Raw genomic sequence first — 16,015 nt, forward strand, 5'->3', positions numbered from 1 at the left:
GTCAGTGATGACGAGTTAGCGGAAATGCAGCGGATGTTGAATGATCGTCCACGGGAAACGTTGGGGTGGGCGACGCCTCGTGAGAAACTGAACGAGCTATTGGCTGGTGTTGCACTAACACCCTGAAACCGCCGCGTGTACACCCGCGGGTTTCGTGTGCAGTCGCGGGGCCCTGTAGCCAGTCTGAGGTCGGGCCCGGCAGTCAGCCAGAGGTCAGGCCTGGCAGTCAGCCAGAGGTCGGGCCCGGCGGTCAGCCAGGGGTCAGGTCTGGCAGCCAGGGCACCAGTACAGCTTGCGGTTGCCCATTTCCTCAAGTTTGATATTCGCACCGCAGCGTTTGCACGGCGTCCCCTCAAGCTTGTACACCCAGTGCCGCTCGTCGCGGTCGACAAGCGCCTTCTGGTACGCGGCACCGGCAAGCCCGTCAATGGTGATCATCTGGCCAACAGTGATGCCGATCTCGAGCAGGTGAGCCCAGTCGTCCCAGAGCTCCTCGAGTACTGCACGGTCAAGAGTGTTCGCTGGGGTGTGCGGATCAAGCTCAGCACGGAACAACATCTCGGCGCGGTACACGTTCCCGATGCCCGCGACCACCGATTGATCCATGAGGACGAGCCCGATCGCGGTCTTCTTCTTACCCGCACGCTCCACAAACCGTTGACGCTCAGCCGGCCCGTCAGCGTTCGCCGGGTCTGGCCCCAGCCGCTGGATCACCCTGTCGACCTCCGCTGGACTCAGCACCTCGCAGGCGGTCGGCCCGCGAAGGTCAGCGCAGACAGTGTCGTTGAGTAGCCGAACCCGCACAGCGCCGACAGGCTCCGGCGGAAACGATTCGAGCAGGTCGCCCTCTTTGTCTGCCTCGGCCATGCGAACCCGCGTGCGCCGGGGCGCACCGATTGACGTCACCGAATCCTCGCCGAGGCTGTCAACAGGCGTGTCGCCCACGGTCCGCTCGGCGGCGCGCAACGCATCGCTTCCTCTGGTGCCGCTGCCGACGTGCTCACCGGTTTGGCCAAGCTTCGAATGGCCCGGCGTCTGGCCATGAATCTGAATCGACGGATCGACCTTTACTTCACCCGAGAAGTCCCACGCGCCGTAGATACCGAGGTGGATCCGTAGCCACAGGTCGCCCTCGAACTCGAGGAACATCTGTTTGCCGACCGCTCGGGCGTCAAGCATCTTGCGCCCGTCAAGCTCGGCTGCGCCCTCAACGAAACGCCCTTGTGGGCTCGACACCTCGGGCGTCGTGCCCACAAAGTTCGCCGAAAACTGCCGCGCGATTCGGTGTACGGAGTGACCCTCAGGCATCGTTAGAGGCTGTCAACCTGCTTGCCGGCGATCGCCCCGGTCTGCTCGTACTCGCCGAGCTGACCGATGCGACGCACGTGGCGCTCGTCCCCCGGGAACGGGGTGTCGATAAACAGGTCGATGAACTTGATCGCATCGGCGACGTCGTGCTGGCGCGCACCGATAGAGATCACGTTGGCGTTGTTGTGCTCGCGCGCGAGCGTCGCAGTTGACTCGTTCCACACGAGGGCTGCGCGGATGCCCTGCACCTTGTTCGCCGCCATCTGCTCACCGTTGCCAGAACCGCCGAACACGACACCGAGCGCCGCAACACCGTCGCGCTCATCCCGCGCGACCCCAAGGGCGGCGTTGATGCAGAACGACGGGTAGTCGTCGAGCGCGTCATATTCTGCGGGCCCGTGGTCGATCACCTCAAATCCGCGATCGCGCAGGTGCTGCTGCAGCTGCTGACTGAACTCGAGGCCGGCATGGTCCGTGGCAACGTGAATACGCATGAGGCTAAGCCTAGCCAAACTGCGGGCCGACGGTGCGCCCACGCTTGAGCTCGTAGAACCCGGGCACGCTGGCGGCCGCCGCAATCCCGTCCCAGAGCCGCAACGCCATCTCGCCCGTCGGGGCAGGTGAGACAACGGGCCCGAAGAAGGCGACTCCGTCAATCGAGATAATCGGCACCCCAACGTCTGGGCCCGCGATGTCGAGCGCATGCGTCGTATTTGCGCGCAGTTTCTCGTCGCTTGCCTCCGAGTCGGCGGCGGCTGCGAGGCTCACATCGAGCCCAACTGCTTCGAGAGCCTCGGCAAGAATTGCGTCGGAATCCGTGCGTCCCCCTGGGTGCACACGAGTACCGATCTCGGTGTAGAGCCTGCCGACAACGGCGTCGCCCTCGGCCCCTTCCCCCACCGCAACGCGGGCCGCCTCGACGACGCGGCCGAACCGATGCCCCGTCGCGTGATGCTCGGCGTGCGAGTCATTGGCCTTGCCTTCGTTGATAATCTTCAGGCTGATCGGGTTCCAGACAATGTTGAAGCCGCGGGCCTCTGAGACTTCATGTGCCCAGCGGCTGGTCATCCAGCACCAGGGGCAGATCGGATCGAAGTAGAACTCAATTCTCGGCGAATTTCCCATGTCCTGATTCTAGGCTGTCTGGAGGAGCTAGCACTCCAATCACTATCCGAACAGCCAGAGGGGGCCGTGTGGAAATTTGGGACTGGGTGACGAACGCTATTGAGGCCTTCGCGCTCGCCACCGTGGAGTCCCCCTGGGTTCTGCTCGTCGTTTTGGCGCTGTGCATAATCGACGCAATATTCCCTCCGGTTCCCTCGGAATCGGTGATCATCGCTGTCGCAACCGTCGTTGTCACGGATCATCCGCAGACGCTCTGGCTGCTCGGCGTCATTGCAGCGGTCGGGGCGTTCGCTGGCGACCAGATGGTGTATTGGATTGGGCGGAAGGTTGGAGCACGAAACCCGAAGTGGCTGAGCGGTAAGCGTGCACAACGCACTCTCGGCTGGGCGCGGCGCGCGATCCGCCGCAGCGGACCGATCCTCATCATGACGGGCCGATTTATTCCCGTCGGGCGCACAGCGGTCAACTTGGCGGCAGGCACGACGAGGTACCCGGCGTGGAAGTTCACGATCGCGGCGGCGTTTGCCGCGGTCTTCTGGGCGGCCTATTCGATCGCGATCGGCGCCATCTTCGGAAACATCTTCGGAAGCCACCCGATCCTCGCGCTGCTGCTCGGGCTCGTCACCGCGTTCGTCATTGGGCTGCTCGTTGAATTCATCTCGACACGGATCGGGCGCCGGATCCAAACCCGGCGCATGGCGGCCTTCCGTGCGTCGTGGGCCGAGAACAGGGAGTCGGCACACACAGGAGGCTAGCCGTGGCGTCTCGGGTGCGGCTCGTGGCTACGGAGCTTCCCCGAGGTGGCAGTTGTGGTCGCCTCAGCCAGCGCCAACCGACCACAACTGCCAACTCAAGCGGGAGTGCAGGCTTCGACCAGGGCCCGGCTTCAGGTCCGGTTCGGGGCAGCGATTCCTCAGCTGCCCGGCCTCCTGACCGGTGCTGAAGCTAGGCGGCCGCTGCGGGCGCTGGGAAGAGCGCCTCGATCTGCGCGATCTGCTCGGGAGTCGGCCTGAACGCCTCCCCCGCGGCAGCGTTCTGTCGCACCTGATCCGGCGTCGTCGCCCCAGCGATGACACTCGAGATGGGCTCGTGAGTGAGCAGCCAGCCAAAGGTCGCCTCGAGCATTGACACATTCCATTCGTCGCAGAGCGCACGGTAGGCGTCGAGCGCATCCCAATTGGCGCCCTCAGCAACGTGTGCCCGCTGACGCATAATTCGGGAGTCTGCCGGGAAGTGGTCGCGTGTGAACTTGCCAGTGAGCAGGCCGTTCGCGAGCGGGAAGAACGGAAGCAGCCCGAGGCCGAGTCTGCGGGCCGCCGGCGTGACCGAAATGTCGGCCTCCCGGTTCACGAGGCTGAGCTCGTTCTGAGCGGTGACAAACGCTGTCACCCCGAGCTCGGCCGCGACCCGCGCGGCCTCGTGCATCTGCTCGGCAGAAAAGTTCGAGTGTCCGATAGCGAGCACCTTACCTTCGCGCACGAGTTCGTCGAGAGCGCTCAGTGTCTCAGCGATGGGCGTGGATTCGTCGGGCATGTGCAGCTGGTACAGATCGATCCGATCGGTCTGCAAGCGCGACAGGGAACCCTCGATTGACGCCCGAATAAACTCCCTCGAGCCCCGCGATCCGGCATACGGCGCGCCCGAATCCGGGTACCCGAACTTCGTCGTGAGCACAATCTCGTCGCGGCGACCTGCGAGCGCGTGCCCCATCATCTCCTCGCTCCTACCAAACGAATAGCCGTAGAGGTCGGCCGTGTCGAACAGCGTGATTCCTGCGTCGATGGCGGCGTGAATGACGGCGTCGGTGCCCTCCTGATGTTCGGTCTGGGAGCCGGGGCGACCAAAGTTGTTGCAGCCGAGGCCTGTCGCAGAGACGACTATTGACGAGCTTCCGAGTTCACGAGTCATGGACCCACCATATTTCGTCAGCTGTCTCATTGGCTACGGGATTAGGCTTAAGCCATTCACTGATAGTTCTTACTTTGCACAAGGAGTACCGTGCCAGGAACAAACCTCACCCGCGTCGAAGCTCAGGAGCGGGCAAGCATTGTCACGAGCCACAGCTACGAGGTCGCGCTCGACCTCACGACGGGCCCCGAGACCTTCGCAGCCGACACCACCGTACGCTTCGATGCGATCGCTGGAGCAGCGACCTTCATCGACGTCATCGCTGACTCGGTCGAGTCGATCGAGCTGAACGGGGCCGCGCTTGACCCGGCCGAGCTGTTCGCCGACTCACGCATTCAGCTGCCCGGCCTCGCGGCGGAGAACACGCTGCGCATCCGCTCGACGATGCGCTACATGAACACGGGCGAGGGCCTGCACCGCTTCGAGGATCCGGCTGACGGCGAGGTCTACCTGTACTCGCAGTTCGAGGTGCCCGACTCGCGCCGCATGTTCCCGGTCTTCGAGCAGCCTGACCTCAAGGCAACGTTCCAGTTCACGATCACCGCGCCAGCGCGCTGGAAGGTCGTCTCGAACCAGCCGACGCCCGAGCCCACCCCTGCGGGCACGAAAGCGCAGGCGCAGGGCGCCGACTGGGTCGAGCAGGACATCGCGACCTGGACGTTCGGCAAGACCCCGGTCATGTCGAGCTACATCACCGCGCTCATCGCCGGCCCGTACCGCGAGGTTCGCGGCGAGCTTACGAGCACCGATGGCCGCATCATTCCCCTCGGCGTGTTCTGCCGCGAGTCGCTCGCACCGTACCTCGACGCGGAGTACATCTTCGACAAGACCCGCGAGGGCTTCAAGTTCTTCGAGACCGAGTTCGACTACCCGTACCCGTTCGACAAGTACGACCAGCTCTTCGTGCCAGAGTACAACATGGGCGCGATGGAGAACATTGGCGCGGTGACCTTCACCGAGGCGTATGTCTTCCGCAGCCAGGTGACCGACGCTATGCGTGAGCGCCGCGTCGTCACGATCCTGCACGAGCTCGCCCACATGTGGTTCGGTGACCTCGTGACGATGCGCTGGTGGAACGACCTGTGGCTCAACGAGTCCTTCGCCGAGTACATGTCTGTGCTCGCGACCGCGGAGGCGACCGAGTGGACAGGGAGCTGGACGACGTTCGTTGGTTCCGAGAAGTCGTGGGCATACCGTCAGGATCAGCTCCCGTCGACGCACCCGATCGTCGCCCCCATTCGTGACCTCGAAGATGTGCTCGTGAACTTCGACGGCATCACCTACGCGAAGGGTGCCTCGGTGCTCAAGCAGCTCGTCGCTTGGGTTGGCCGCGAGCCGTTCATGCAGGGCGTGCACGACTACTTCGTGAAGCACAACCACTCGAACACCGAGCTGCCCGACCTCATGGTTGAGCTTGAGGCGCGCAGCGGCCGCGACCTGAGCGACTGGACGAAGAAGTGGCTCGAGACCGCGGGCGTGAACACGCTCACCCCTGAGTTCACTGTTGACGCGGACGGAAAGTTCGCTTCGTTTGCGATCAAGCAGACCGCAGCCGCCGATTACCCGACGATCCGCCCGCACCGCATCGCCGTGGGCCTCTACGCGGAGCAGGGCGGCAAGCTCGTGCGCGTCAAGCGTCTGGAGCTCGACGTCGACGGCCCCGCGACCGAGGTGCCCGAGCTCGTGGGCACGCAGCAGCCAGCGCTCGTGCTGCTGAACGACGAGGATCTCTCATACGCGAAGATCCGCTTCGACGAACGCTCACTCGAGACTGTCAGCACGCAGCTTGGCCAGATCGAGGATTCGCTCGCGCGCTCGCTCGTCTGGGGATCGCTCTGGGATGCTACCCGCGACGGCGAGTTCCCCGCGAGCCGCTTCGTCGACATCGTGCTCGAGCATGTCGCAGGTGAGACAAACTCGACAGTGCTGCGCACAGTGATCCAGCAGCTCGTGCTCTCAGCGTCGAGCTACGTCGCTCCAGCGAAGCGGGAGGCAACCCTCACGAAGGTTGCCGATGCCCTCTGGCAGCTCGCGCTCGAAGCCGAAGCCGGCTCTGACAACCAGTTCCAGTTTGTGAAGGCGTTCGCGAGCCTCGCTGGCACCGACGCACAGCTGGATCAGGTGCTCGCCCTACTCGAGGAGCGCACCCCGCTCACCGGGCTCGACATCGACACTGACCTCGGCTGGGAGCTCCTCATCTCGCTCGCTGCAGGCGGTCGCGCGACAGGCGCGGAGATCGACGCAGCGCTCGCTGACGACCGGACGGCGACTGGCAACCAGTCGGCAGCACACGCGCGCGCCGCGCTTCCGACAGCCGACGACAAGGCCGCAGCTTGGGCGTCGGTGTGGACAGAAGCTGGCAAGCCGAACGCGATCGTCCGCGCGACGGGCCTCGGGTTCCTGCGCGCGCAGGATCGTGGGCTGCTCACCCCGTACGTCGAGCGCTTCTTCGCAAAGCTTCTTCCCGTTTGGGAATCACGCAGCTACGCGATCGCCGAGGAGCTCATCGACGGCTTCTACCCCTCGCCCCTCGCGAACGAGGAGTTGCGCGCAGCGACTGCGGCCTGGCTTGAGGCAAACCCCGAAGCACCCGCAGCGCTTCGCCGCCTCATTGTCGAGCACCTTGCAGGCGTCGAGCGGGCACTCGTTGCCCAGGCGGCCGACGCGAGGGCCTAATGTTCGCTCTGACGACGGATGGCGGAGACGTCACCGAGGAAGTCACGGAGGCCGTTAGCTCGGCCTTCGTGACCTTCCTGGAGACGTGGCAGACGCCACTCTGGATCGCCCTCATAGTCGTGCTCGCGGTTCTCGCGAACTGGCTGCTACGGCGTCTCCTGAACCGGACTGTCACGCAGATCGTCCGCGGCGTCAAACGCTCGCAAAACGTCGATACAACGTCTGAGATGCGCGCGGCGCCCTACATTCATGCGAGGGCAGTGCAGCGCACAAGGACGCTCGGGTCCGTCGGGCGCGCGATCCTGACGTGGACGATCTCCGTCATCGCTATCATCCTGATCCTTGGCCGGCTCGGCGTCGATCTCGGCGCCGTGCTCACCTCGGCTGGTATCGTCGCCGCTGGTTTGGCGTTTGGTGCGCAAAACGTCGTCAAAGACGTGCTCAACGGCATCTTCATGGTGTTCGAGGACCAGCTTGGTGTTGGCGACCTCATCACCGTCGGGGAGATCACCGGCACCGTTGAGGAAGTTGGAATCCGTGTAACGCAGGTACGCGCACTCGACGGAACGCTTTGGTTCATTCGCAATGGCGAAGTACTCACCCTCGGCAACTCATCGCAGGGCTGGGGGCGCGCCCTCATCGATGTCACCGTCGATGCGAACCAGGATCTCGCGCACGTCTCAGACGTAGCCCTCGATGCTGCACGAGAGCTCCTCACATCGGAGCGGTTCGCTCGTAAGGTGACCGGTGATCCTGAAGTATGGGGTCTCGAGAGCGTGTTCGGGGATCGCGCGACGCTCCGCATGGCGGTGCGCACTCGCCCGGAGGCGCAGTGGGAAGTTCAGCGCGGTATTCGCGCTGCTCTCCGCCGGAAGTTCGCAGACGAGGGAATTAAGCTGGCTGACGAACTGCCACGCCTACAGCAGGGAGAGATGTGACACACGACAACTCGGCCTCAGACTCGACGCCGACAGGCGCTGCCGGATCCGGCAGCGAGCCGCCGGCACCGCGGCTGACGCTCCGCGCTGGCGAGACTGGCCACGCGGTCACCGACACCGTGTGGGCGCAGGTCGGCGGAACCGAGACGTTTGAGCGCATCGCCACCGCCTTTTACCGAGGCGTCCGTGAGGACGAGGTGCTCGCGCCAATGTACCCGCAGGACGACTGGGAGGGAGCGACCTGGCGCATCCAGGCGTTCCTGGAACAGTATTGGGGCGGGCCATCCGCGTACCAAGAGGAGCGCGGGCACCCTCGCCTGCGCATGCGGCACGCGCCATTTCCCGTCACTCCTGACGCGAAGGAGCGCTGGCTCACGCACATGCACGCTGCGCTCGACGAGGTCCAGCTCCCACCGATGCATGACGCGGCGTTCCGCGACTACATTGAGCGCGCCGCGCTCGCCATGGTAAACCGCTTCGAGTAGCGGCGGCCGCCCTACGCGCCCTCTGCTCCCTTAGGCGCCCGCCGCTATCTCCCGCAGCGCGGCGACGTGATCTGCGAATGCTTTCGTGCCCTTCTTGCTCGCGGCAACCCACGTCCGGGGGCGGTTCGCGACGTATCCCTTCGTGACGCGGAGGTACCCCTCGCCATCGAGGTGGGCGATCGCTTTACTGAGCTGCGAGTCTCCAACGTCGAGCAGCGCGCTGAGGGTCGAGAAATCAGCTTCAGTCGTTGAGCCCAGGGCGGCCATAAGGGAGAACCGCACCGGGGTCTGAAACGCCGGATTCAACCGGTGCAGGGGGTGCGTCATCGCCGAGTGCTCGTCGGCAGGAACGCGGCAATCCCCATGACGAGCACCACGGAAGCAGCTGCAGCAATGGCCAACGGCCAACCCCAACTTGTTCCGCCGACGACTGCCACGCTGGAGCAGTACGCAACTGCGATCGCGCCAATGAAGCACCCCCACTGCCCGATGCCCCATTGGAGCCCGACTGCGGGGAGGCCGAAGCGCGTGCGCCAGGCGATCAGCATCGGGACGAACGCGGCAAAGACGATAAGGCCGATGACGGCAGCAGCGAATTCCAGCGAGCTCGAGAGGAGCAGCGCGGCGAGCACGACGCCGATCAACACAGTGGTGACTCGAGCTGGGGCACCAAGCCGCGCCGGTTGCCAGTCCTCGTTGGTCCTGGTTCCACCGAAGAGCAGCTGCCGAAGCGAGCGCAGCCCCATCAGCAGGAAGACGCAGATCGGCATGACGATGTTCAGCCAGTCTGGGTAACCAACACCGGCGGCCTTCAGCACCCCGATTGTCAGAAATCCAGCAAAGAACAGGCCCCAGAGGCCGACAGTTGTCCGTGACTCCCGGACACGCACGCCGAAACGTTCCCGCGCGCCGTTGGACAGGCCCGCCATACACATCACGGGCACAAGCAGCAACATGCTCGCTGGGTACGTGTTGTTGACGCCCCCAGGCTCAAACCCAGCAGACGCAAACAGGAATAGCGCGACGTAGGCCGCCATGACAGTCGCGATCACGAGCATGAGCGCGGAGTAGCCGCGGCTCGGGGCTAACCCCGTCTCCGATCGCCGCAGGCGATTGAGCTGATTCAGTTGCTCTGCAGCCTCAGGCGCCAGAGCTGCACGCTCGCCGCCCACGGTTGGACTACCAGAGGAGCTGCCCCCGGCGGGAGCGTAGCGAATCCCATCGATTTCACTTTCCATATGGAAAGTATGTGCCGCATCGATACCTAAAGTCAACCGGAAGTGGCAGCCGCTGGGGCGGCACTACTCGAATGGACATTCCCTCGGACACGCCCCGACAACCGTGAACTGACCTTGCGGCTTCGCAGCTTTGGCGCTCGCCCCCGCCCGCAGTGTACGATTTCATGAGTCGCCTCCTTAGCTCAGTGGATAGAGCAACAGCCTTCTAATCTGTCGGTCGCTGGTTCGAGTCCAGCAGGGGGCACCAAACACACAAAGGGCAGTCGGGCCGACCGATTGCCCTCGCGGGCGCGTCGTGCATCGTATTGTGCAGCTTTGCATCTCGCACGCAGAGCTATCTGCCTTTTCGTCCTCGGAAAGTGTCTGGTAGGCAAGGGAGCTGGAATCGGCGAAGCACGCGGAGGCACAGGCGGGAATACGGGAGCTATTCTGACGTAATGGAGATCCAGGCTGCTGTGCGCGGGATGCGGGAGACACTTGCTCCGCATCTGTCCGACTTCTCACTTGAGGTGTTGGATGTCGCAATAATGGACAACGTATGGGACGTCGCGCACGCCATGTGCTTTAAACCCGCCGGCTATCACAACATCGAATTTGACGACACGCTTACAGTCGGCGACTAGCCCCGACTGCCGCTCGCCATCCTGCGAATGACACGTGCGGCGCATAGCGTTTTTCGAAGAGCATCTTCGCGTTGAAACCCGAGCGACCCTCAGCTGCCGCCAGGGTTCAAGTCTTCCTTGCTCGACCTATTGCCAAGCATTGCCGCGGCGCCCAGGATTGCTCCAGCGATGACGGTGCTTCCGACAACGACCGCGCCAAAGATAGTGCGTCCCAGACGCGCTGGTTCACACAGATCGGTTGACACGATATCTCCGGCACACACTCGGTAGCTATATGGAAGATCCGCAAGCAACAGTCCAACAGCTACAACTAGCAACAGCCCTAGAGCAGAAAAGACAATTGCCGCCTGACGAGTGACCATAGTTCTCCTCCATTGATATTGGACAACACTACTGGCACAGGCGCCTGCTCATGAGGCTAGAGTCGCCGCTAACCAGCCTCCCGGGCAGCCAACCTCGATCCCCAGGTACGACGCTCACGGCACCCTGGTGCGACGCCAGCCAGGCGCGCCGCTGCAAGAGTAGAAGGCATGAAGCATACGACCCCACTCTCACTCCGCATCTCAGCAGCCCTCGCCGCCACCGCGTTACTCGGCATCACATTGACAGGATGCGGCGCGATCGACAAGCTTCAGAAGTCCACTGCCGATGCCTGGGCGGTCACCTACGAGCTGTCCGTAGCCGGCAGCGACGACGCCGAGAACGCGACGCTCACCGACGTCTCCTACCTCGATCAGCCTTCGCGAACTGAGGAGCGCACAACGGTTGATGCCGGCACTGTCACCACCGCGGGCACCAATGGTGGCCGCGCGACGTGGTCGGTCGATTCAATCGTTGTCGTCGGGGATACGGCAGAGCTCACAGCGACCGCGGCCGAGGGGCAGCGCGCAACGTGCAGGATCCTGCTCGACGGCGAGAGAGAACTCGCCAGCGAGACCGGCGAACCTGGCGGAGCGGTGACATGCAGCGCAACCGCTCCCCCGTTTGACAGCTGACCCGCAGCCGCGAACCGCTAATTTGCGTCGATCGTCGGGAACGTCCAGGTGCCGTCAAGAACTTCGGGCCGCGGCCGGTACAGCCTCACAAGGTAGTTCCAACCTTCTGGGAGCGGCAGGTAGTTCGGCGCGCTCGAGTCGCCCCCGAAGTGCACAGTGATAGCCCCGTCGGCGTCTCGCACACCAGTGACACTGTTCACCGAATATGCGCCGAGCTCGTTCGGTTCGAAGAAGCCCTCGGCGTTGTAGAGCGAGATCGACCAGAACCCGTCGACAGGGACATCGGCCACTCGCAGCGTGTACGCGCCGACCGGCAGCCGCGGTTCAACGTTCGCGTAACTCGCTTCTGCCGCGGGCAGGCCGCCCCACCCCGCGACTGTTCCCAACAGGTGGTGGACAGGATCGACGTCCTCGCGGCGTCCGAAGCACTTCTCAAGGCTTCCCAGCCCACGAGATAGCGTGAGCAGCGCCTCACGAGTCTCGGTAAAAGTAGTCTCGTCGATGGGGGCCGGCGCAAACTGGCCTCCTCCGTTTGACGTGAGGGCCAGTCCGTCCTGGAGCCGGTTCACCTCGGCGACATCTGCTGCGTTCTCCGGGTCCACAAGGATTCGTCCCGCAGCACACACGAAATCAGTGCCGAGCTCCTCCGCCGTGAGCTCGTAGGTCCCTGGATCGTGCAGCACACGGTTGATGTAGTGATCCTGGTTAACGAGCATCACTGAGATGTACCTGCCGCCAGCCTCGGGGATGGTGATCGTGGCACCCTCAGACACGTCGATGATCGCCGCGCTATAGAGCGTGTCGCGATTCATGCGAATCACAGTCTGCTGATCGATCGGGGTGGGAACCCTGAAGTGATTCCAGACGTTTGACGAGCCGGCTGACGCAGCGATACCGGCGAACATTCGCTCGCTTTCGGCTCGCGCAAAGTTCTCGAAAGTGACGATTGCAGGAGTAGAGACCATACGGCAATCCTCTCGCTTGAACAGTGCGCTCCGCATCATCCATTATTGATGAACCGCGCTTGCGTTGGCGAGAATTCATGGGCACGCTTGTGCGCGGAGAGGGAAACATGACTGCACTACAGATTGGCGAGGTGTCTGGCATCCCGGGCACCCCAGCACTACTTGACGCGAGCAAGTTCAACCGCCACACATTCTGGTGCGGTCAGAGCGGGAGTGGTAAGACATACGCGCTCGGCGTTGTTCTCGAGCAACTGCTCCTCGAAACGGAACTCCCGACACTCATTCTTGATCCAAACGCAGATTTTGTCCGCCTTCACGAATCGCGAGCAAGCGTGGCACCGGACGCAGCCCAGCGCTGGCGAGAGATCGACACCCGGGTCTTCCGGTCCGGTGCCAGCAGCGACGCGCCGCTGCATGTGCGCTACCTTGACCTGTCGCCCGCGGCCAAGGCGGCGGTGCTCAGGATCGACCCCATCGCGGACGCTGAAGAATACAACGCGCTGTTGCACTTTGAGGGTGACGCTGGAACCTTCGATGGCGCACGAATGGTCGCTGCGCTCAGGTCGAGCGGAGATGCGGCGCGTATGCGGCTCGCGAACCGGATCGAGAACCTGCAGGTCCTTGAGTGGGATCTATGGTCGCGCGGGGACGCTTCTGTCACGGATGTGATCGCTGAACGCCCGCGTGCCACCGTCCTCGACATCGGCGGCTTTGATCATCCCGACGAGTCTCGCGTAGCAGCTCTGGCGGTTATCGAGCGGCTCTGGGCAGAACGTGAGTCGCGACAGCCGCTCCTTATCGTGATCGACGAGGCTCACAATCTCGCCTCGCCAGAACCGCGAACCGCGGTGGAGCGGGAGCTGCTTGCGAGACTCACGCAGATCGCCGCTGAGGGTCGAAAGTTTGGGCTGTGGTTGTTCCTCTCAACGCAGCGGCCCACAAAGATCCACCCGAACATTCTGTCGCAGTGCGACAACCTCGGGCTCATGCGTGTCAACGCTCCGCGAGACCTCGCCGAGATTGCCGCCGTGTTTGGATTCGCGCCAGAGGAACTCGTCGCGAGAGCGCAAGAGTTCCGTCAGGGGCAGGCTCTGTTTGCCGGAGGGTTCATCGACCAGGCAACGATCGTCCAGATGGGTGAGCGGCTTTCAGAGGAGGCGGGCGGAGACGTCAGGGTTCCGCTGAAAGCTTCCGCCTAAGAACGTTGCCCTGAGTCTGCTGCGGTGGACCGGGGCCGCGAATCGGGCGCAGTTTTCTCGCACTCATCTCGCTCAAGCACCCGGGCAGCCTCAAGCGCTTCCTTGGCGACCCTCAGATCTTGTTCGGCGAACACGACCTTGCGCTTCTTGAACGTCGTTACCTGACCTCCCCGTTCAGGCCCTTCCTCCGCTTCTTCGATGGTCATTACGATATATGCACACGCGACAAGGGTGACCTGAGCCGAAAGGTTGAACCAGAGCAGCAGCGCGACGAGTGACGAGAACGTCGCAAGCAGTGGGTTGTTGTCGACGCCTCCGAGGAAGAGGCCAGAGAGCTGTTGCAGCACGACAAGCCCTGCACCGCCGAGCAGCGCGCCGGGTGCGATCTGGGAGACTGCAGCTTTGCGGCCCGAGAGCAGCCAAAACAGCCACGCGATGATCACTGCGTCGAGCAGGAACGTGACGGCGACGGTGCCCAGTCGGGTGAGAATCTCTGCGCTACCTCCTGCCGAAGTGCCGAACCAACCGAGCACGGAGTCCACAAAGGTCGACCCAAGAAATGAGACGACTGCCGACACAAGGATCAGCACCCCGAGCGAGAGAGCGAACAGTAGGTCGACGGCACGCGTCAGAGCCACATTCGAACGCTCGTGACGGGTACCGGCTATCGACCGAATCGACATCCGTACGTTCGCAACGCCCCCGAGCAGTGCCCACAGCAGCACGGCGGTCGAGAGTATCGGCGCGGCAAAACTCGATCGAATGTCAGGCAGGTGAGACACGTCGACGAGCGCGCTGCCGTCCATGGCCACAAGCCCGGGGATGACTGCGTCCACGGTCTCCACGAGGACCACCCAGAAGTCGTCTCTCGACAAGACGTAATTTGAGACGAACGAGAACCCGAGATAGACGCCAGCGAAGACCGCGAACAGCATACGAAAGGTAATCGCGGCTGACAGGAGTCCGCCTCGATGGTGGCTGTACGCAAGAAACGCGCGCACAATGCGAAACCGCAGGAGGGTCGATTCGGTTCGCCTGCGCGCCAGCGCGAGCCTCGAGGTGAGTGCCATCCGGCTGCCGTGTCCTCGCCTAGGCTGCGCCCTTCTTGCCCTGCTCGTGCTTCTGCAGAGTCCGCTTGAACACGAGGCCCATGAGGATCCAGCCGCCGAGCGCTGTCACAATCCATACGACGAGAGGAGCGAGCACCCAGCCAAGCCCGGTGATTGTCAGCCCGTCTGGGAACAGGGTTGCGACCCACAACGCCACGAGAGTTGAGACGAGCCCGATCCCGCCGAGAATGGCCGAGGCGTACTGCCTGGCGAGATTAAAGATGAACGGGCTCAGCACAGACTGCGCCAACGCGAAGACAAGCACCGCAACGACGAACCCCGCCGCATGAACTGTCACCTGCGGCAGGATCCAGTTCGCAATGAGGAGCGCCGCGGCGGCGCTAATCACATGCGAGACGAGGTTCAGCAGAAATCTAATCACAGCGCGGCCCATCCCTTTCCAATCACGGAGAAGCCCATGACAAGCAACAGTACCGCCATGATAGTTGAGTTGTTGTGCACGAGCCAGACTCGCAGGCTCTCGAGTGGCGCCGCGAGCTGTTTCGAGGCCACGAGGAATGCCACGACAGGAGCAACAACCGTTGAGGCCGCGATCACCACGAATACCGCCACGCCGGCGATCTGGGTTGCCGGCGTGGCGCCAGCCCCAATGATGAGCCCGGCAGACACCGCGAGCAGGAGGTTCTTCGGGTTCACCGCGGCGAGCGCGAACGCGAGGAGGCCCGCGCGAACTGGAGACATCGAATCAAGTGCAGACATCCACTTTGGCAGTTCAGGTTCGGAACCGTCTTTGGGGCGTCCCCGCCACTGCTTGACGGCGAGGAGCACGAGCAGCGCTCCAACGATCATTTTTACGATCGCTGCAACGGTTCCGCCGCCGCCCTCGCCACCGGCCGGAAGAACTGAGCTCAGCAGCGCGAAGGCGACGACTGCAACAACGATGCCCGCGAGCCAGCCCGTCATGAATCCGACGCTCGAAGCGCGCGCGTTCGGCGCGAGTAGCATCAGAATCGTCGCGATTATCGGCAGCGGACTAATTGCGATACCCAGCGCGAGCGGGAGGATGTCGCCGATCACCTGCCCCATAGGTTAGCCCTGCAGAGCGCGCTGCTTGAGCGCTTCGAAGTCGTCGGCGCTGATGGTGCCGTCGTCGAGCAGGGCCTTCGCCCGAGCGATCTCTTCGGCTGGGCTTGGCACGGCAACGCTGCGGATGTACTCGTCGGCAGCGTTCTTTGCGCCTTCCATCTCCTTGGCAGAGCGTTCAGCCATCCCCGAGCCACGCGCGATGATGTAGATGAGTGTGGTCAGGACCGGAACAAAGACGAGGAACACGAGCCACAGCGCCTTCCACCAGCCGCTGAGCTGCTTATCGCGGAAGAGGTCGCTGATCACGACAAAGAGGGCCCAGATCGAGGCGACGAAGACGAAGCCCCAGAAGAAGATGCGGACGATGTCCCACAGGGAGTCGAGAAGTTCCATCAGTCA

18 protein-coding genes and 1 tRNA gene are annotated in these 16,015 nt (G+C 63.4%); 8 read left to right on the top strand and 11 right to left on the bottom strand.

Annotated elements, in window-relative coordinates:
* Positions 1-261: 261 nt before the first annotated feature.
* Genes ACF07D_RS09105 through ACF07D_RS09115 form a run of 3 tightly spaced genes read right to left on the bottom strand, consistent with a single transcriptional unit; the run spans position 262 to position 2,433 of the window.
* Positions 262-1,308 (bottom strand): Fpg/Nei family DNA glycosylase, encoded by a 1,047-nt coding sequence (locus ACF07D_RS09105; protein WP_391504694.1) that lies wholly within the window; start codon positions 1,306-1,308, stop codon positions 262-264.
* A 2-nt stretch (positions 1,309-1,310) separates the two neighbouring features.
* Entirely contained in the window at positions 1,311-1,802 is a 492-nt protein-coding gene (locus tag ACF07D_RS09110) for a ribose-5-phosphate isomerase (RefSeq protein WP_119284058.1), read from the bottom strand.
* Between the two features lie 10 nt (positions 1,803-1,812).
* On the bottom strand, positions 1,813-2,433 hold the full coding sequence (locus ACF07D_RS09115) for a DsbA family protein (RefSeq protein ID WP_119284059.1): 621 nt from the start codon (positions 2,431-2,433) through the stop codon (positions 1,813-1,815).
* A 68-nt stretch (positions 2,434-2,501) separates the two neighbouring features.
* On the opposite strand from ACF07D_RS09115, the gene ACF07D_RS09120 reads away from it, so the two are divergent.
* Positions 2,502-3,188, top strand: coding sequence for a DedA family protein (locus ACF07D_RS09120; protein WP_162921260.1), 687 nt, complete (start codon positions 2,502-2,504; stop codon positions 3,186-3,188).
* A 190-nt stretch (positions 3,189-3,378) separates the two neighbouring features.
* Here ACF07D_RS09120 and ACF07D_RS09125 read toward each other — a convergent pair whose 3' ends face one another.
* Positions 3,379-4,341: an aldo/keto reductase gene (locus tag ACF07D_RS09125; RefSeq protein WP_391504695.1), complete on the bottom strand. Its 963-nt coding sequence runs from the start codon at positions 4,339-4,341 to the stop codon at positions 3,379-3,381.
* 90 nt (positions 4,342-4,431) lie between these two features.
* On the opposite strand from ACF07D_RS09125, the gene pepN reads away from it, so the two are divergent.
* The 3 genes from pepN (at position 4,432) to ACF07D_RS09140 (ending at position 8,440) form a co-directional block, all read left to right on the top strand.
* A complete protein-coding gene (gene pepN, locus ACF07D_RS09130; RefSeq protein WP_391504696.1) occupies positions 4,432-7,017 on the top strand; it encodes an aminopeptidase N in 2,586 nt (861 codons plus the stop codon).
* Positions 7,017-7,955, top strand: a complete 939-nt coding sequence (locus ACF07D_RS09135; RefSeq protein ID WP_255807911.1) for a mechanosensitive ion channel family protein — start codon at positions 7,017-7,019, stop codon at positions 7,953-7,955. The genes pepN and ACF07D_RS09135 overlap by 1 nt, the downstream gene beginning before the upstream one ends.
* A gap of 74 nt (positions 7,956-8,029) precedes the next feature.
* Entirely contained in the window at positions 8,030-8,440 is a 411-nt protein-coding gene (locus ACF07D_RS09140) for a globin (protein WP_391504890.1), read from the top strand.
* 30 nt (positions 8,441-8,470) lie between these two features.
* Here ACF07D_RS09140 and ACF07D_RS09145 read toward each other — a convergent pair whose 3' ends face one another.
* Together ACF07D_RS09145 and ACF07D_RS09150 are read right to left on the bottom strand one after the other, a co-directional pair.
* Positions 8,471-8,767: a transcriptional regulator gene (locus ACF07D_RS09145; protein ID WP_119284063.1), complete on the bottom strand. Its 297-nt coding sequence runs from the start codon at positions 8,765-8,767 to the stop codon at positions 8,471-8,473.
* Positions 8,764-9,678, bottom strand: coding sequence for a hypothetical protein (locus ACF07D_RS09150; protein WP_391504697.1), 915 nt, complete (start codon positions 9,676-9,678; stop codon positions 8,764-8,766). Before ACF07D_RS09150 ends, ACF07D_RS09145 begins: the two co-directional genes overlap by 4 nt.
* A gap of 171 nt (positions 9,679-9,849) precedes the next feature.
* On the opposite strand from ACF07D_RS09150, the gene ACF07D_RS09155 reads away from it, so the two are divergent.
* The 3 genes from ACF07D_RS09155 (at position 9,850) to ACF07D_RS09165 (ending at position 11,296) form a co-directional block, all read left to right on the top strand.
* Positions 9,850-9,925, top strand: a tRNA-Arg gene (locus ACF07D_RS09155).
* A gap of 190 nt (positions 9,926-10,115) precedes the next feature.
* Positions 10,116-10,301, top strand: coding sequence for a hypothetical protein (locus ACF07D_RS09160; RefSeq protein ID WP_391504698.1), 186 nt, complete (start codon positions 10,116-10,118; stop codon positions 10,299-10,301).
* Positions 10,302-10,831: 530 nt separating this feature from the next.
* Positions 10,832-11,296 carry a hypothetical protein gene (locus ACF07D_RS09165; RefSeq protein WP_119284066.1) on the top strand — a complete coding sequence of 155 codons (465 nt, stop codon included), beginning with the start codon at positions 10,832-10,834 and terminating at the stop codon, positions 11,294-11,296.
* 17 nt (positions 11,297-11,313) lie between these two features.
* On the opposite strand, the gene ACF07D_RS09170 is transcribed toward ACF07D_RS09165, so the two are convergent.
* Positions 11,314-12,261, bottom strand: coding sequence for a DUF1214 domain-containing protein (locus ACF07D_RS09170; RefSeq protein WP_391504699.1), 948 nt, complete (start codon positions 12,259-12,261; stop codon positions 11,314-11,316).
* Positions 12,262-12,368: 107 nt separating this feature from the next.
* Here ACF07D_RS09170 and ACF07D_RS09175 point away from each other — a divergent pair, with 107 nt between their 5' ends.
* Positions 12,369-13,460: an ATP-binding protein gene (locus ACF07D_RS09175; protein WP_391504700.1), complete on the top strand. Its 1,092-nt coding sequence runs from the start codon at positions 12,369-12,371 to the stop codon at positions 13,458-13,460.
* On the opposite strand, the gene ACF07D_RS09180 is transcribed toward ACF07D_RS09175, so the two are convergent.
* Genes ACF07D_RS09180 through ACF07D_RS09195 form a run of 4 tightly spaced genes read right to left on the bottom strand, consistent with a single transcriptional unit; the run spans position 13,457 to position 16,009 of the window.
* On the bottom strand, positions 13,457-14,530 hold the full coding sequence (locus ACF07D_RS09180) for a YihY/virulence factor BrkB family protein (RefSeq protein WP_119284068.1): 1,074 nt from the start codon (positions 14,528-14,530) through the stop codon (positions 13,457-13,459). The genes ACF07D_RS09175 and ACF07D_RS09180 overlap by 4 nt on opposite strands.
* A 19-nt stretch (positions 14,531-14,549) precedes the next feature.
* Positions 14,550-14,951, bottom strand: coding sequence for a phage holin family protein (locus ACF07D_RS09185; protein ID WP_119284069.1), 402 nt, complete (start codon positions 14,949-14,951; stop codon positions 14,550-14,552).
* The gene (locus ACF07D_RS09190) at positions 14,948-15,616 is read right to left on the bottom strand and encodes a GAP family protein (protein ID WP_391504701.1); all 669 of its coding nucleotides are present in this window, start codon (positions 15,614-15,616) and stop codon (positions 14,948-14,950) included. The genes ACF07D_RS09185 and ACF07D_RS09190 overlap by 4 nt, the downstream gene beginning before the upstream one ends.
* Positions 15,617-15,619: 3 nt before the next feature.
* Entirely contained in the window at positions 15,620-16,009 is a 390-nt protein-coding gene (locus ACF07D_RS09195; RefSeq protein ID WP_119284071.1) for a PLDc N-terminal domain-containing protein, read from the bottom strand.
* Between the last annotated feature and the right edge of the window lie 6 nt (positions 16,010-16,015).

It is taken from the genome of Leucobacter sp. NPDC015123 (genome assembly GCF_043080205.1).
In the GTDB taxonomy this organism is placed as follows: Bacteria; Actinomycetota; Actinomycetes; order Actinomycetales; family Microbacteriaceae; genus Leucobacter; species Leucobacter aridicollis_A.